Below are 15854 nucleotides of genomic sequence, written 5' to 3' on the forward strand. Positions count from 1 at the left end.
GCTGTCTAGACAATCCAGCGGCAAAGGAAAATCATGCAGACCAAACAGTTGCTCTAACCCTAGGCTACACAAAAGCATCAAGCAATCATCTCATTTCCTTGAGACTCCTTGACAAAAGCAAAATTTTTTAATTTTTTTGGCGAAAAAAATAGTTTGAACACCCTTGTCTAACAAATCTTCGCAGAAATGAATGCAACAATTTCCCTACCGTGACTCACCTCTTGAAGGGAGTCGCTCTTCGTCAACGCACAAAAAATGAAACCCGTTGATCATGGTAACGCCCGAATTATTATTCAAATTGATTAAAAATCAGAGAAAGTTAATTTCCTAGATAGTATCAGTTAGAAGATTAACACCCACTGATACAATTTATGATCAATGTACAGGCAGCAACCACTCCCATCTCGCCTCAAATCCCCTCAGATCCCTTCAGATCCCTTAATACCCTGAGCATCCTTCGGGTCCGAGCAGGATAAGTATATTCAGCAGCCAAAGCCAGACGTAAAGCCAAATCAGGCCCTTTATTCAGCAAGGAGAACGACAAGGCCTTAGAAAAATCTTTTTCATTGGGCTGACATAAAAATGCAACGTGACCGAATTGCCCAAGCGCATCGATATCAGTAGCAACGACTGGAAGGCCTGCAGACAAATACTCAAAAAATTTCATTGGAAACATAGCTTGGGTATAAGGATTGAGCTTTAACGGCAACCAGCCACAAGAAAAGCCTGCACAATAATTAGGAAGATCACCGTATGGACGCTGCCCAAGTAAATGAACATTTGGCTCGATATCCAAAAGTGTTGTATCCGTATATGGTTCGCCCTCACCTGTCGGACCGATAAACACAAACTGCCATGAACGATGAGCACGAGCGACAGCAGCAATCAAAGCAAAGTCCAGCTTATAGTTGCTTACAGCACCAATAAAACCAATCCGTGGCTCTGGAATTGATGCAATATCTGCTGGAATAGAGCTCAGCGACAAAGACATTGCTTTAGAAAAGTGAGCCTGGTCAGCAACATTAGGGTCAAAGCGAATATGCCGCGAATAGGGAGCCAACTTTCTCTTCAATGCGGGAGAGGTTACAAAAACCTGGTCAACTTCTCCGCAAAGTCGGCGCTCCTGCGATTCAATCAATTCGCGAGGCATACATGGCTGTTCCTGAACAGCATCCACAGCATGATAGATCTTGAGAGAGAATGATCGAAGATTAAGGAAGGATGCCGTTAAGGGGTTGTAAGTCCACAGCCAAGGCTTACGAAATCTGAGAAAGCGCAAAGCAAGCCAAAGACCAAAAGTTAAACTTAATTTATTAATCAAAATCACAAAGCTTCCGGATCCACCAGGAATAACCAATGGCGACCAAACCCAAAGGTTTTGCCTGACGCGCCGAGGAGGGCACAACCCACGCCACAAACGTTTAATAATGCGTTTTAAATCACGTCCCGTGGCCCTAGCCGGCCTTAATCCCAATGAATCCAAATAAAGAACACGAAATCCAGTATCCGCAATTGAAATAGCAACATGTTGCTTATTCGTCCAAATAGGGTGCTCCCAATCTGCAGTAGCCAGTACAACAACGTCAGCCATAACTAAATTTAAAGATCCTGCAGCTCAACCAATTCTCGAAAACTAGATGAACGGTTTTGCAGCTGTTCATAATTACCATAAGCAACTACCTTTCCATGATTAAACTCATAAATACGATCACAATAACGAATAGTAGAAAGACGATGTGCAATGACAATTGTTGTACAACGTCGGCCAATAAGCTCGAGGGCTTCCATTACCTCACTCTCCGTTTTATTGTCTAAGGCACTAGTCGCTTCGTCTAATACAAGCACCTGAGCTTGCTTATAAAAAGCTCTCGCCAATGACAAGCGCTGACGCTGACCACCAGAAAGGAGCATTCCATCTTCTCCAATTTTGGTGAAAGCGCCATACGGAAGCTCCGAAACAAACTCTGCAAGCTGAGCCATCTCTAAACATTCCCAAAGCCGATCCTCATTAATATCGTCATCGTCAACACCAAATGCAACATTTCCACGCACACTTGCATCAAGCAGCTTTATGTTTTGAGGGACAAAAGCACAACATTTCTGCCATGCTTGCAGTTCGTTTCTTTGCAAAGAAACTCCATCGAGAAGTAATTCACCTTCCACTGGAGTTAACAATCCAAGCATAATATGAGCCGCTGTTGTTTTCCCCCCTCCCGTACTACCTACCAATGCAACCCGGGCACCCACTGGAACAGTGACGTCAACATCACTTAATGCCATGCCCGAAGATTCATTATAGCTGTACGATACATTGCTAAGCTTAATTGTATGGCGAGGCATGATTCCCGCAGGCGTTACTGGTAGTTCTGACTGAAAGGCATAACGGACAGGCGCTAATTCCAACAAACTCAATGCATCTTCAAGGTCTGGAAGAGATCCTCGTAATTTATTAACTGATTTCGAAACAGATTGCATTGGAGCAGCAAGTCTCAAGGACGCAAATACAACACCAATTAAAGCCGGCAAAGCATCGCGAACAGAGTCAGTTCCACCCCCGCTAAGCAAAGGCGGCAATAAACCCAAACCAAATAGAACAGTTACACCAGCAGGTTCAATGACAAATCGTGGAATGTCAGGAAGTAACTTTAATAATCTATCGTAACGTTTTCCCTGAGTCCCAATCGCACCAAAACGATTTATAAAATAATTTTCAGCACCGTGTAAATGAATATCGCGAATTGAGCGCGTTGATTCAATCAATATTTGATTAACTTTACTTTTGTAAATGTATTGCTGACTTGTCAAAAACCGGAGACGGGGGGAAATAAAGTGTGAAGCTAAAACATACGATATAGTCAAAAGACCAAATACAGCTATCGCGATCCAACCAAATGCTACAACAACTCCTAAAGCAAGAATACCCGAAGACAGGATATTGCTAACAATGGACAGCATTGGAATAACTATATTATCCGATACTTTGCTTAGCACGCGATTCAATCTCGTTAACAGTGTAATTGAACTAGTATCCTTATAATAATCATAGCCTTGAAGAATCAGATTACTGTAAACACGATTGCCAAAAACAGCCCATATATCTGCACTAACTCGAACCTCTATTAATTTAGAGGCAAATTTTAGTGCGGTAGAAATCCAAATCAATGCCAATAAAATTGCAACAATCCAAAGCCCACGGTTTAAGGCATCACCCCCAAAAACCCTAATAAATGGAACATTATTGGCCAAGTCTGAACCACTAAAAGAGCCAACAAGCTTTGCCACTAAACCTACAAAAACCAAATCTCCAATACCAACAACTATTGAGATCAATAGCAATAGACCTAAAACTCTATGTTGCTGCGAAGGCAGGTAAGCAATAAGAGCCCTCAACAGGCGAAGCGTTTGACTGCGCCGTAAAGAGGTCCGCTCAAGAAAGGGTCGTTTCAACAAGAGCCCTCTGAGCATCTGTATTAAAGAATATAAATCCATTAGCCCTCCGCCACATCCCGAGGATGTGTCAGCCGGACAACCGATTGACCACCAAAATCAAAAATTCTTTGTCAACCATCTCAAGTTTGAGAAGACCCGATAACAACCTCAACCAGAAAAATCGTAGATTAAACGAATGCCGTCAATCTTTACTGCCAAAAAACACTCCTCTCCATCAATAAACCAGCTTTCCCGGCTAAAACAAAAGATATTTACACATAGCATGAGCAGCATTCAGCCATTAATCTGTTAGCATTACCCAATAAAAAAGCTTGCCAAAACCGAGGGGAAACCTATCAAAACTTGCGGCATCTTCTGCCTGTAACTGCATACTTTAGTGTTTTAGTCTAAGACAGAAGCAGGACAGGCTTAATTAGAGTGCGACATCTGCCCATCCATTGCAAATCTTTCGGAAATCAATTATCAACTCATATCTAGACCAAGCCCACTAATGGATCCCTCATTTATCATTCAAGCCAAAATCTAACATCAGTATTTATTTAAATCTTTAATGGCTAGCAAGCAATCTACTAGCCTTAGCCAACACAAGTCTTATCCTCTTTTCCCACTTCAAGCGCCACGTAGATTTTGACATTAGAAGTTGATCTGATGGGCTCATTCCCCCTGCATCAGCACATGATTGCAACTGATTGAGCACGTTTTTCCATCGCTTCTGCATAACAGCTTCCGAGCTCAAGTCCATCAGAACCGCCAGCTCTCGAATTGGGGCTTGCCATCTCTGCGGATTCGCCACGGCCTTTTCAATCCGTTGCACGTCATAGCGAAGGCTGCCGCAGCCAATCTGATGGGCCGTTACACCTGGAGTCAACGTATCAACGAGAGCATGATTCAGGCTGCTAAACACCACGCAACCACATGCCAGAGCCTCTAAGGGTGGAAGCCCAAAACCCTCACTAACACCGCTGCCACGCCAGTACTCAGCAGAGTCATAGACATAGACGGTGGCGCTGTTGAACAAGCTCACAAGATCGTCCACCCAACCGCTTTGCACTTCCACACGCAATCCATTCTTCCTCAGCGCAGGCACTAATTGATGAAGCACATAGGGGCTGCTTTTTCGCTGCTGTACCAAAACATCGATAGAGCGTTTTGATGCCAAGTCAGCAGTTTGGTTTGGTCTGGGACGTGCACCATTTTCCAGCCATTTCTGTTCCAATCCGTTGGGGATCAAAAACAGCGGATTCCGCGGTACACGATCTCCCCAATAACCAAGAGTATTGCGGCTGACTGCGATAACTGGAACACCTGGCGGGAGGTCGAAACCATATCCACTGCTGTGAGCTTGATAAGCAACAGGTCTTCCCTTCAATTTGTGAATCAACTGGGGAACATCAAACCCCCAGCTCACCAGCCAAAGCGCTTCCCCTGGTGCAGTTTCGCGCCTCAATACATCTTCTAGAAATGGATAACCAAGTTCACGCTCGCGGTAAGTCACAACCTGCGTGGAACGCAACTCCGATAGGAGTCGAGCCGTTTGCAAGGCAACGCTCAATCCACCACAGCGAAAACGGGGCCCGGTGCCAGGCACCAGAACCCGAATTGGAGTCAACAATCTTGAGGAGTCTTGAATATCTTCCTCGCTGAACATCTAAGCCACAACAGCCTCAGTGCTTCCAGTTCGCTGACGGCGCGTAAGGAAACCAAACAGGACTTTGCCGATGGCAGCAACAAGATTGCCTTCAAGCTCCTGGAACATTTTCATGTTCAGGTGGAAAGCCTGATTGGCCTCCTCGACGATGCGATCAGCCATGGCCTGATCAATCGGCAAGGCATCCATCGCGGAGCGATAGTTGGTCTTGAAAGCTTTTTCGTCCGCGATTTCAGGGAACACATAAAAGTGCAATCCATCATCGGTGGGGTTGTTCATCGCCTTCTGAGCAATGTTCTTCAAGATCTGCCCACCGGAGAGATCGCCCAGGTAGCGAGTGTAGTGATGACCCACCAGCAACTCAGGCGCCGTCTGAGCTACTTCACGAATCCGAGCGACATACTCCGTTGCGGCAGGAGAGGCTTCAATCTGTTGACGCCACTCAGGGCCGAAATAGAACGCGAGGTCTTCCTCGAGGGCTGTGACGCGATCGAGCTGTTCAAAGGCAATCGGGGCCAACACGGGGTGATCCTTGAGTCGATGCATCTCCTCTTCCATGGCTTCATAGACAAAGAAGAGATCTGCTACCAACTTGCGATAGCTCAGCTTGTCCACTACACCCTTGAGGAAGCAGCTCACGAAGCCAGTGTTCTCGGCCATGGTGTGTGACTTTTTCGTCCCTTCCCGGAGCTGGGTAGCCAGAGCGACGGACATACGAGTTAAAGACGAAGCAATTCAATGACCTTAAATTCAGTTTGCGATGATGGCTCTGATCAGTTGCGAAGGGTTAAGAACAGGTGCGATCGGTCACACCATGTTCGAACACCTCAAACAACTCTCGACAAATCACTTGCAACCGCTCCACCTGATCCCGTTGAGGTAGATGGGGACCAACCGGCAACCAATCGCCCACCGTTGCTAAACGCCAGCGTTCGCCGTCAAAGGTCATGCCACGCATGACCACGCCAAGGAGGGATGGACAAGACGAGGACATCTCTCCCTCCTCCGGCTTCAGCCGTAATTGCAGCAACAAGCTGCGACACTGCAGCCGCGGGCTCCAACCTGGGAAATCAAAGGCCAAATCCAAGGTTGTGGCCTCGTCCCAATGGCGGGTGCATGGGTCATCACGCCAGGGGCTCAAATTCGGCTGAGCCGCAGGGAACTGCCTCCGAACCAGCGTGATGCCGGAGGCCAAGGACTGGGCCAATGCCACGCTATGGACCGCCATCGCCGCATTCACTGGGTTCATCTCCGCTGAACCCAGAGTGAAGGGTCACCAAAGCTTGCGCCAGCTGCCGTTACGGTTCATCCACAGCAGCAATAACCCCCTGGTAACTCCACATCGATGTTGAGGTTCACCATCGATCGTGCGTGAAGGCTTACGGAGAGCCTTAGGCAGCACCTCCCGAGTCATAAGCTCTCCAAATCCAAAATACCGCCAGGCAGCGACCCCTCCATGGCCCAGTTCGAGAAGCTCACAGCCCCCAGCCAGGGCACCCCAATCCGCTTCGAGAACGGCCAACCCGTGGTGGCCAACGATCCGATTATCCCGTTCATTCGCGGTGACGGAACAGGCGTTGATATCTGGCCCGCCACTCAGAAGGTGCTCGACGCAGCTGTCGCGCAGGCTTACAAGGGAGACAAAAAAATCGAGTGGTTCAAGGTTTACGCCGGTGATGAAGCCTGCGACCTTTACGGCACCTATCAATACCTTCCTGAAGACACCCTCGAAGCGATCCGCAGCTTCGGTGTAGCGATCAAGGGGCCCCTCACCACTCCAGTGGGTGGCGGCATCCGCTCGCTGAATGTGGCCCTGCGCCAGATCTTTGATCTGTATTCCTGCGTTCGTCCGTGCCGCTACTACGAAGGCACGCCCAGCCCGCACAAACGCCCGCAGGATCTAGACGTGATTGTGTACCGGGAAAACACAGAAGACATCTACATGGGGGTGGAGTGGGAAGCCGATGATCCGATCGGCCAAGAGCTGCGCAAGCATCTCAATGAGGTGGTCATTCCCGCCAACGGCAAGCTCGGCAAACGGCAAATCCCGGAAGGATCCGGCATCGGTATTAAGCCGGTGAGCAAGCACGGCAGCCAGCGCCACATCCGTAAAGCCATCCAACACGCCCTGCGCTTGGAAGGGAACAAGCGGCACGTGACGCTGGTGCACAAAGGCAACATCATGAAATTCACGGAAGGGGCCTTCCGTGACTGGGGCTACGAGCTAGCCACCACCGAATTCCGCGACGTTTGCATCACGGAACGAGAAAGTTGGATTCTCGACAATCTCGACCGGGATCACTCCCTCAGCGCCCAGGACAACGCGCGGATGATTGAGCCCGGCTACGACAGCCTCACGCCCGAGAAAAAAGAGGCGATTGATTCAGAAGTGCGCGATGTGCTCGCCGCGATTGGCGAAAGCCACGGCTACGGCAAATGGAAAAGCATGGTGCTCGTGGATGACCGCATCGCCGACAGCATCTTCCAGCAGATCCAGACCCGGCCTCAGGAATATTCGATCCTGGCCACCCTCAACCTCAATGGCGACTACATCTCCGATGCCGCCGCCGCGATGGTAGGAGGCCTTGGCATGGCTCCAGGAGCCAATATCGGCGAAACGGCCGCCATCTTTGAGGCCACCCATGGCACCGCCCCCAAGCACGCCGGATTGGATCGAATCAACCCCGGGTCCGTAATCCTGAGCGGGGTGATGATGCTGGAATTCCTCGGCTGGCAAGAGGCGGCCGACCTGATCACCAAGGGCCTCAGCGCTGCCATTAAAGACAAGCAGGTCACCTACGACCTCGCCCGCTTGATGGAACCCAAAGTGGATCCGGTGAGTTGTAGTGGCTTTGCAGACGCCATCATCAAGCGTTTTTAAACGGAGCGCTTTTGAGCAACAACAGGCCGATTCAAGCCAGAATCGGCCTATGGCTTTTGTCGACCCAAGCGACCCCTGCGTTCACTGCGGATTTTGTTTGCCCACCTGCGCCAGTTATCGGGTGCTGGGCACAGAGATGGATTCCCCGCGCGGGCGCATCCACACCCTTAAGGCGATCGAAGCTGGAGAGCTGGAGATGGATGCCACGGTGGCCAGCCATTTCGATAGCTGCTTGGGCTGCTTCGCCTGCGTCACCGCCTGTCCATCCGGCGTGCGCTACGACCAGCTCATTGAAGCGACCCGCCCAAAACTCAACCAACCTGAATTCCGCAGCAGCTGGCAAACCAGTTTCCGGCAGTTGTTGCTCCTGGTGCTGCCCTACCCCAAACGCCTACGCGCGCTCCTGCAACCCTTGCGCGCCTATGCCGGGACGGAGCTACAGCGGTTTACTCGCAGAACAGGGCTACTCCAGCTGCTGGGCCCGCAACTGGAAGCGATGGAAGCACTCCTGCCTCCTTTATCTCCCGAGGGGTTTGCCGATCGGTTCCCCAGGGTGAATCCGGCACATGGCGAACAGCGCGGCCGGGTGGGCTTGGTGCTTGGTTGCGTTCAACGCTGCTTTGATCCAGGGGTGAACGCAGCCACCGTGGCCGTCCTGCAAGCCAATGGCTTCGAGGTGGTAATTCCAGCCAATCAAGGCTGCTGCGGGGCGGTGAGCCACCACCAAGGCCAACTCCAACAAACCCAGGAGCTGGCAAGGGCGTTGGTGCAGAGCTTTCAAGAGGACGCCCTGGATGCCGTTCTGGTGGCCGCCTCCGGTTGCGGGCACACCATGAAGGCCTATGGGGAACTGCTCGATGGTGCAGACACCTTCAATGCGCCGGTGTTGGACGTGCATGAATTCTTGGCCAATCGGGGGCTTTCGGAGTCGTTTCGACAAGCGCTCACACCGCTGCCCTGCAAGGTGGCCTATCACGACGCCTGCCACATGATCCATGGCCAGGGGATTGCCGCCCAGCCCAGGGACTTGCTGCGTGCCATTCCCGAACTCCAGCTCAAAGAAGCCACGGAAGCCGGGGTGTGTTGCGGCAGTGCCGGTATCTACAACCTGGTGCAACCAGACGAGGCAGCTGAACTCGGCCAACTCAAGGCCGACGACCTCAGCAGCACGGGAGCCGAGATTGTGGCCAGCGCCAACATCGGCTGCAGCCTGCAACTAAGGCGTTACCTCAGCCAAGACGGTCCCAAGGTGGAGCACCCCATGGAACTGCTCGCCCGCTCCGCTGGGGTGGGACCGTTCAGCCCAACGCCAAGCAAGGCCTAAAGCCCTTCACCCCTCAAGCATTCGAGCCAACGCCATGCCTCGGTGAGGGTGTCTGGCTCACCAAGATTTCCCGGAAAGGTGAGCACCGGCAATGGGTCGCTGGGTTCCTGCTCCCGAAGCCCCTGATCCAAGGGAGACATGGATCGCACCAGTGAAAGGCCTGGCAAAAGCTGACCCTCCAGCTGAACAGCCTCGAGGCCAAGCCCCTCCACCAGCAGGGTGCCGGTGGTGATGCCTCCCTTGCTGATCAGGTAGCCAAGCCGCGCTGCCACGCCGGCCAGCAAACGGGCCATCAGGGATGCCAGCTCCATCCCAAAGCGCAGCCGCCCCGCAGCCGCTGCCGCCCCTGATCCAAACAGCAACTCACCACGACTGGAAAACAGCACCGGCGTGTGCCCCTCATCCAGGGCTCGCTCCAGTTGACTCCGCCATTCCGCCTCCAGATCCGGCAAGAGCAGATCAGCAGATCCCCCCTCCAGCACCCGGGCGATGCGAGCCACCGGCAGCTCAATGCCGCGGCAACGCACGTTGGCCAAGAGAGATTTCAACTGTTGATCCGCCAAAGGAACGTGGGAGCCCACCACCACCAAACCAGGGAGCGGCTGGCCGTGGAGATCACTGCGACGCAAGCCCGCCAGGCCATGGGCATCAAGGGGCTGGGGTCCTAAGGGCGTCGGACCGGAATTCACGAGTCCATTGAGAAGGCTTGCGGCAGAACGAAACAAGAAGCGCTTGCGCCCCTGCAAACTGCGGATGGCGACTCCGAGCGCCTGCAGCTGCTCGGGACGGGTCGCATCCACGACAACGGGACTGTTGTCTTCGAGGCTCTCAAGACAAGCCAAGAGATCCGCAGATCGCTCTGCTTCCAGCAGCGTCAGCGGGATGCGAACCACGGCGTTGGCAGCGATCCGGCCAGCGCTCTTTTCCTCGAGCCACTGCGCCAAATTACTGGTGCCATAACCAAACAGGCGATCCTGGGCAAACGCTGTGGTGTGCACCGGCTCTCCATGCAAACGATGCACCCCATCCACGGTGGTGCGCCCTCCCTCAAAAAAGGCGGGCACGTGCAAGGTGGCATCCACCGCTCCGAAGTGCGCCTCCCAGACCTGCGCCAGCACCTCTGGTTCGAGCACGCCGTGGCCGCGCAAGGTGGAATCACCACGGCTCACGAGCAGCAGTTCATGCTCCTGAATGCCTTCAGCGGCCATGGCCAGCGCCAGAGCGTCCACAATCTCGCGGTTGCGGCTGGCCGCGGCCTCAGGCGGGAGCGCCCGCGTATTTGCCAACACAAACAGCAACGGCGAGGGGTGCCTCAACCCTCGACGCAATGCCCCTTCATCCCAACGCAACAACAGCGGGCAGCTGTGCACCGTCTGAGAACCGGTGGGATCGTCGTCGATTACGACAATCTTCATGGCACGATCGATGGGTTTACTGAACTGGCCTGTTCGCTCACGTGCCTGAACAAGGGTTGTCCTCCACTGCGGTCCTAGCACCCAATTCTCTTGAGGAGCTTGGCCAACTCATCGCCGCCATGCATGCCGATGGGACGCCCTGGGTTCCCTCTGGCTTAGGCAGCCGTCTGCACTGGGGCCCTCCTCTTGCCGCTGATGCGGGGCCGCTGCTGAGCATGCGCCACCTTTCGCGGATTGTTGACCACGCCGTGGATGACCTCACGATCACCGTGGATGCGGGCATGCCCATGGCGGACCTGCAAACAGCCCTGACAGACCATCAGCAATGGCTTCCGCTGAACTGGCCCTGGGGCAGCAGCATGGCCTCGCCTTTATCGGCGGGCACGATCGGCGGGCTGGTGGCTCGGGGGTTGTCCGGAGGCCTGCGCCAACGGCACCTCGGCGTGCGCGACCAGATCATTGGCATCAGCTTGATCCGCAGCGATGGGGTGAGCGCCCGAGCCGGCGGCAGGGTGGTGAAAAACGTGGCCGGCTATGACCTGATGCGCCTGCTCTGCGGCAGCTGGGGCAGTGTCGCCTTGATCTCCGGGGTCACGTTGCGCGTGCAACCGCTGCGTGAACCACGCGGGCAGCTTGTTCTAGAGGGTGAGCTCAGCCAGCTCGAAGCATTCAGAGCCGAGGTGGTGGGCAGCAGCTTCACACCTGAGTGGATTGATTGGGAGCTCCGCCCAGACCAGGGGCCAAGGATCCTTCTTGGCGTAGCCAGCATCAGTGATGCTGCGGTCGTCGACCAGCTCAACCGGCTCGAGACGCTCGCTGCCCAGGCGGGGGTAAGCGCAGAGCGACAGCCGTGGGACCACCCGATCCCCGAACAATCTGGCCTAAGCACAGATCCGCCCTGGCTGCTGCGCCTCTGCCTCCCCCCCGCCGAGCTCCAAGCCTTGCTGAGCTCGCGTGAATGCACGGCGCTCTCGGGCTGGCATTGGAGGCTGGCCGCTGGAGCCGGAAGCGGTGAGGGCTGGCAGACCAGCGGTCACCCCACACCGCCGTACCAAATCGAAGCGCTGAGGCGACGGGTGATGGCGTTAGGGGGGCAGCTCAGCGTGCTGATCCAACCAGGGCCAGGGACCCAGCCCGGGGCTCTACCGGCCTGGCTGGATGCCCCATCCCGCCCCCTGATTGAGGCCGTGAAGCGTCAGTTTGACCCCAAACAACAACTCTCAAGAGGGCGACTGCCTGGGGTCGCAACGCCTCTCAACTCAGCGCGTAGCGACAACTGAGCTGGATGCTCTCGCCCGCAGCGAGCTCTAGCTTGCCGTCCCCACTAATCAGGGACTGGCGCGGTCCCGTCCAGGGCTCGAGGCACACCATCGGACGCGGAGGCTCTGTCCAGACCACCGTGAGATCCATCGGCGCTTGATGCTGAAGCTGCAAGCGCGTCCCCGCAGCCTCATCCACCAGGGTGACCGGTCCAGCCGGGCGGGTGAGAAAGTCCACTCCCTCTGGCAGTCGGCTCAATTGATCTCCGGTTTCAGCCTCTGCCATCACGAGGTGGTTCAGGCACTGGGGTGCCAAGCCCTCGATGCTCGTGCGGCTGAGGTCCGTCACATTGAAATAGGGGTGAAGACCAAAACTGAACGGCATCAACTCTCCTCCCTTATTGAGATTCGCAATCGTGGTGGTGATCTCCAACGCACCACTCACCGGACGCACCGCCATCTCCAGGCGAAAACGGAACGGATAGTGCGCAAAGGTCTCGTCCGTATCGGTCAAACGCAAACGCACGCCGCTCTGGTCATCCAGCAGCTCCAGCTGCCAGGGCAAGCCACGGGCAAACCCATGCTGCTTGAGAGTGGCTTCCCCACTTTTCAAGGGAAGCCGGTCGCCGGGAAGGTTGCCGCAGATGGGAAACAACACGGGAATTCCCCCCCGGATGCTCTGCGCCGGGTCGGCATAGCGCAGCTGGTCGAAATAGAGAATCTCCCGCCCATTGCAGAGCCATTCCGTGACGATGCCGCCCCGTTCGGGCACAAGCCGTAGGCGATCACCACTTTGGGGATGCACATATTCCCAATGGGGATACGGCGTCGACAGTTGACGAAGGGTCATGGCCATGAAACCCAGAGCCTCTTCAGTGTGACCACAGTTCAGCCATCCGCGCTGCGGGTGTGACTCGATCCAGCCGCCGCTGGTTTGGTTTGTGAGCTTTGTAAGGAGCCGAGCCAATCGAGCAGAGCCTTGTTCACCTGATCAGGAACCTCGTCATGGGGGCAGTGACCGGCCTCCAACACCACCTCATGGGTGTTCTCCGGAGCATGGCGTTGAAAGCTGGCGCGACGTCCAGCGGCATTGATCCAGGGATCGCGGATCCCCCAGAGCAGAAACAGGGGGGATTGCAGCTGATCAAACAATTCATCCAGGGGTTGGCCACTGGGAATATCGAACACGGTGCGAAACACGCCAAACGCCCCCGGATCCAGCGACGGAAGGCGAATGGATTCCACGAGGGCCTCGTCCACATTGGTGCGGTCGACGTACACCTGATTCAAGGTGCGGCGGATCGTGGCCGGGCGGCGCAAATTCTCAAACAACACCCGTTGCAGCACCGGGCTTTTGAGCAGGGCCGAAGCAATGGTGCGACGGGCGATCGCACCCCAGCCCCCGGGTGATGAACGCTGCTCATCACTAAAGGGGCCTGCCGCATTCAGGAGCACCACCCCCGCCGACTGGTCCTTCAAAGCAGCACCAGCCGCTAAGGCCGCAAACCCCCCAAGCGAATTTCCGGCGATCACGGTGGGGCGGCCGATCCGTTCCTGGACATAGGCCACCAACTGGTCTCGCCAAAGCGCACCGCCGTAGGTGAGCCCGGCTGGTTTGGCGCTGCGGCCGAAACCAAGGAGATCGAGGGCATGCACCTCGTACTCACTTGCCAGCACTGGAATGTTGTAGCGCCAGTGGTCGGTCGAAGCGCCAAAGCCATGCACCAGCAACACGGCGGGTCGCTTTTTGGCCTGGGCCGCGGCCTCAGGCTGTTCAGGCATCTGGCAAAGACCATGCACCGCATGGTTCTCAAACTGCCACCAGGTCTCACCCACCACGCACATCCCGTCGGGCGGCGATGCTAGGCATCCAGTTCATTCCTCCGCAGCGCCGGGCAATTGCCAACGATGGACACATACGACATGGGGCCCCTGCTGCAAAGCAGCACCCTCAGCGGAGGCCTGTTTTGGGCGCTTGCCCTCTACCTACCACTTAGTGGCCCACTACAACGACTGGAGGCCAGCTTGGAGGAGGGGCCCCTCAGTGGAGCTTGGCGTCAGGCCGCATTGGTGATCAGCAGTCTGCTGCTCGCCCTCGCTGTGGGGGTGATCACCCAACTCATCCTGGCCTGGGCCCTCGGACCAGGCTGGGCCTCCAGCCTGGCCTTAATCACCATTGGCTGGAGTTTGTTTCTCGTGGTCGCCCGCGGGCAAGGGGAGTAGGGCCTCAAAGCTCTAGCGGTTAGATCAAACCCACCGGATCAGCCGCCACCTCGCTGTCGACCTTGTCGTCGTCATCGGGTTTGTCACCACCAATCACCAACCTGAGCAGCACCGGCGCCAGGAAGGTGGTGCCGATCACCATCAACAGGATGGCTGCTTCGAGAGACGGTGAAAGCAGCTTGGCGCTGGTGCCAAGGCCCAGGAAAATCAAACCCACTTCTCCGCGCGGCATCATTCCCAGCCCAACGACAAGACGACGGGTGGGTTGCTTGCTCACAAAGGCCCAACCAGCCGCAATCTTGCCGATCACCGCCACCACAAACAGGAAAGCGGCGATCACCAAAGCGGTACGGCTCGCAGGGTCCGAAGGATTGATCACCGACAGATCCATGCCCGCACCCACGAGCACGAAGAAGATCGTGGCAAAGAGGGTCACGATCGGCAGCACGGCCTGTTGGATGGCGTGATTGTGCTTCGAACTGCTGAGAATCAACCCTGCCGCGAAGGCACCAAGGGCCGCTTCCAAGCCAATCGCCGTAGCGGTAAAGCAGCTCAGCGCCAGGATCACGAAGGACGCCACCAGCACCTCACCCGGGGCCTTGAGCTTGTCGATCAACCAATCGAAGGCAGGCGCTGCCGTACGACTCAAACCAATCGCCGCCACAACAAACACAGCCGCTGCAGCCACCAACTTGAGGATTGGACCAATCTCCAGGGTTCCGCCCGAAGCTAAGGCGATCACCACGGCCAAGATCACAATCCCGAGGATGTCATCGAGAACGGCCGCACCAATCACGATCTGCCCCTCGCGGGTTTTTAGATATCCGAGTTCTCCGAACACACTCGCGGTAATGCCAATGCTGGTGGCGGTCATCGACGCGCCGGCAAAGATCGCTGGGATCGCGCCCACGTGGAAGATGGCCATCAGCCCCCAGGTCCCCAGGGCAAAGGGCAACACCACCCCGGCCACAGCCACGGTGAAGGCCTGGGTGCCCACCGCGATCAGCTCATCGAGTTCACTCTCCAAACCGGTGAGGAACAGCAGGGCAAACAGACCCAGCTGGGCCACAGCCTCCAAGGCTGGGAAGCTCTCGTTGTAGAGCTCCGTGACCGATTCAGGCGGCACATTGCCCAGAGAGCTCAGCAGGGTGATTAAGCCATTGCTCAGCTCTACTTGGGTTTCTGGCGGCACCAAGAGATGCAAACCGGACGCGCCGATCAACACACCAGCCAGAAGCTCTCCCAAGATTGTGGGGAGCTGAAGACGAACCAAAACCTCGGCCAGCGCTCGCGCTGCCACGAAGATCAACATGAAGCGGCCAACCCCAATCAAGGTGGCAGCCATCTCGAGATCGTGGGCTGACAGTTCAGCCAGCAGCGGCGTGAGAAGGGGCGGAATCGCAGCAGCAAGCATTGAAATCTGCATGTTTTCTCAGCGGGACCTTAAGGGCAAAAGGGATCGAAGGCCGTGCATTGCATAAGCCTGCTAGCTAATGGCAACAAAGAGGGAAGCCCTGCGAACCGCGCATTGAGGCTGGAGCAGGGAAAGGAAGGCCACCACTCACAACCCTGTGGCCATCCGCTTAACGAGAAGACTGGGTCACAGTTCCTGCACCATTTCAAGCTTTCTTGGCCAAATACCAGCACACTTAAC

At 55.4% G+C, this 15854-nt stretch carries 13 protein-coding genes; 4 read left to right on the top strand and 9 right to left on the bottom strand.

Translation table 11 applies throughout. The features are described from left to right. Nucleotides 1-409 precede the first annotated feature (409 nt). The 5 genes from SYN8016DRAFT_RS07605 to SYN8016DRAFT_RS07625 form a co-directional block, all read right to left on the bottom strand. Nucleotides 410-1591, bottom strand: coding sequence for a glycosyltransferase (locus tag SYN8016DRAFT_RS07605; protein ID WP_006853763.1), 1182 nt, complete (start codon nt 1589-1591; stop codon nt 410-412). A gap of 8 nt (nt 1592-1599) precedes the next feature. Further along, complete coding sequence (locus SYN8016DRAFT_RS07610; protein WP_253909826.1) at nt 1600-3390, bottom strand: ABC transporter ATP-binding protein; 1791 nt, start codon at nt 3388-3390, stop codon at nt 1600-1602. A gap of 607 nt (nt 3391-3997) precedes the next feature. Then, nucleotides 3998-5098: a glycosyltransferase gene (locus tag SYN8016DRAFT_RS07615; RefSeq protein WP_006853766.1), complete on the bottom strand. Its 1101-nt coding sequence runs from the start codon at nt 5096-5098 to the stop codon at nt 3998-4000. Next, on the bottom strand, nt 5099-5812 hold the full coding sequence (locus SYN8016DRAFT_RS07620) for a heme oxygenase (biliverdin-producing) (RefSeq protein ID WP_006853767.1): 714 nt from the start codon (nt 5810-5812) through the stop codon (nt 5099-5101). Between the two features lie 73 nt (nt 5813-5885). Then, nucleotides 5886-6347 (bottom strand): hypothetical protein, encoded by a 462-nt coding sequence (locus SYN8016DRAFT_RS07625; RefSeq protein ID WP_006853768.1) that lies wholly within the window; start codon nt 6345-6347, stop codon nt 5886-5888. A 207-nt stretch (nt 6348-6554) separates the two neighbouring features. On the opposite strand from SYN8016DRAFT_RS07625, the gene SYN8016DRAFT_RS07630 reads away from it, so the two are divergent. Both SYN8016DRAFT_RS07630 and SYN8016DRAFT_RS07635 read left to right on the top strand, forming a co-directional pair. Next, nucleotides 6555-7979 carry an NADP-dependent isocitrate dehydrogenase gene (locus SYN8016DRAFT_RS07630; RefSeq protein ID WP_006853769.1) on the top strand — a complete coding sequence of 475 codons (1425 nt, stop codon included), beginning with the start codon at nt 6555-6557 and terminating at the stop codon, nt 7977-7979. 49 nt (nt 7980-8028) lie between these two features. Beyond that, nucleotides 8029-9303 (top strand): (Fe-S)-binding protein, encoded by a 1275-nt coding sequence (locus SYN8016DRAFT_RS07635; RefSeq protein WP_006853770.1) that lies wholly within the window; start codon nt 8029-8031, stop codon nt 9301-9303. On the opposite strand, the gene SYN8016DRAFT_RS07640 is transcribed toward SYN8016DRAFT_RS07635, so the two are convergent. Next, on the bottom strand, nt 9300-10718 hold the full coding sequence (locus SYN8016DRAFT_RS07640) for a four-carbon acid sugar kinase family protein (RefSeq protein ID WP_006853771.1): 1419 nt from the start codon (nt 10716-10718) through the stop codon (nt 9300-9302). The genes SYN8016DRAFT_RS07635 and SYN8016DRAFT_RS07640 overlap by 4 nt on opposite strands. Nucleotides 10719-10774: 56 nt before the next feature. Between SYN8016DRAFT_RS07640 and SYN8016DRAFT_RS07645 the strand changes: the two genes are divergently transcribed. Beyond that, nucleotides 10775-11998 (top strand): FAD-binding oxidoreductase, encoded by a 1224-nt coding sequence (locus SYN8016DRAFT_RS07645; RefSeq protein ID WP_071778042.1) that lies wholly within the window; start codon nt 10775-10777, stop codon nt 11996-11998. Here the strand turns inward: SYN8016DRAFT_RS07645 and SYN8016DRAFT_RS07650 are convergent. After that, nucleotides 11973-12833 carry a galactose mutarotase gene (locus SYN8016DRAFT_RS07650; RefSeq protein WP_006853773.1) on the bottom strand — a complete coding sequence of 287 codons (861 nt, stop codon included), beginning with the start codon at nt 12831-12833 and terminating at the stop codon, nt 11973-11975. The two genes, SYN8016DRAFT_RS07645 and SYN8016DRAFT_RS07650, sit on opposite strands and share 26 nt — an antisense overlap. Nucleotides 12834-12865: 32 nt before the next feature. Further along, on the bottom strand, nt 12866-13822 hold the full coding sequence (locus tag SYN8016DRAFT_RS07655) for an alpha/beta fold hydrolase (protein WP_006853774.1): 957 nt from the start codon (nt 13820-13822) through the stop codon (nt 12866-12868). A gap of 63 nt (nt 13823-13885) precedes the next feature. Between SYN8016DRAFT_RS07655 and SYN8016DRAFT_RS07660 the strand changes: the two genes are divergently transcribed. Continuing rightward, nucleotides 13886-14200, top strand: a complete 315-nt coding sequence (locus SYN8016DRAFT_RS07660; protein ID WP_006853775.1) for a hypothetical protein — start codon at nt 13886-13888, stop codon at nt 14198-14200. Nucleotides 14201-14219: 19 nt separating this feature from the next. On the opposite strand, the gene SYN8016DRAFT_RS07665 is transcribed toward SYN8016DRAFT_RS07660, so the two are convergent. Further along, a complete protein-coding gene (locus SYN8016DRAFT_RS07665; protein ID WP_006853776.1) occupies nt 14220-15614 on the bottom strand; it encodes a cation:proton antiporter in 1395 nt (464 codons plus the stop codon). Nucleotides 15615-15854 lie beyond the last annotated feature (240 nt).

Source organism: Synechococcus sp. WH 8016, from assembly GCF_000230675.1.
Classification (GTDB): Bacteria; Cyanobacteriota; Cyanobacteriia; order PCC-6307; family Cyanobiaceae; genus Synechococcus_C.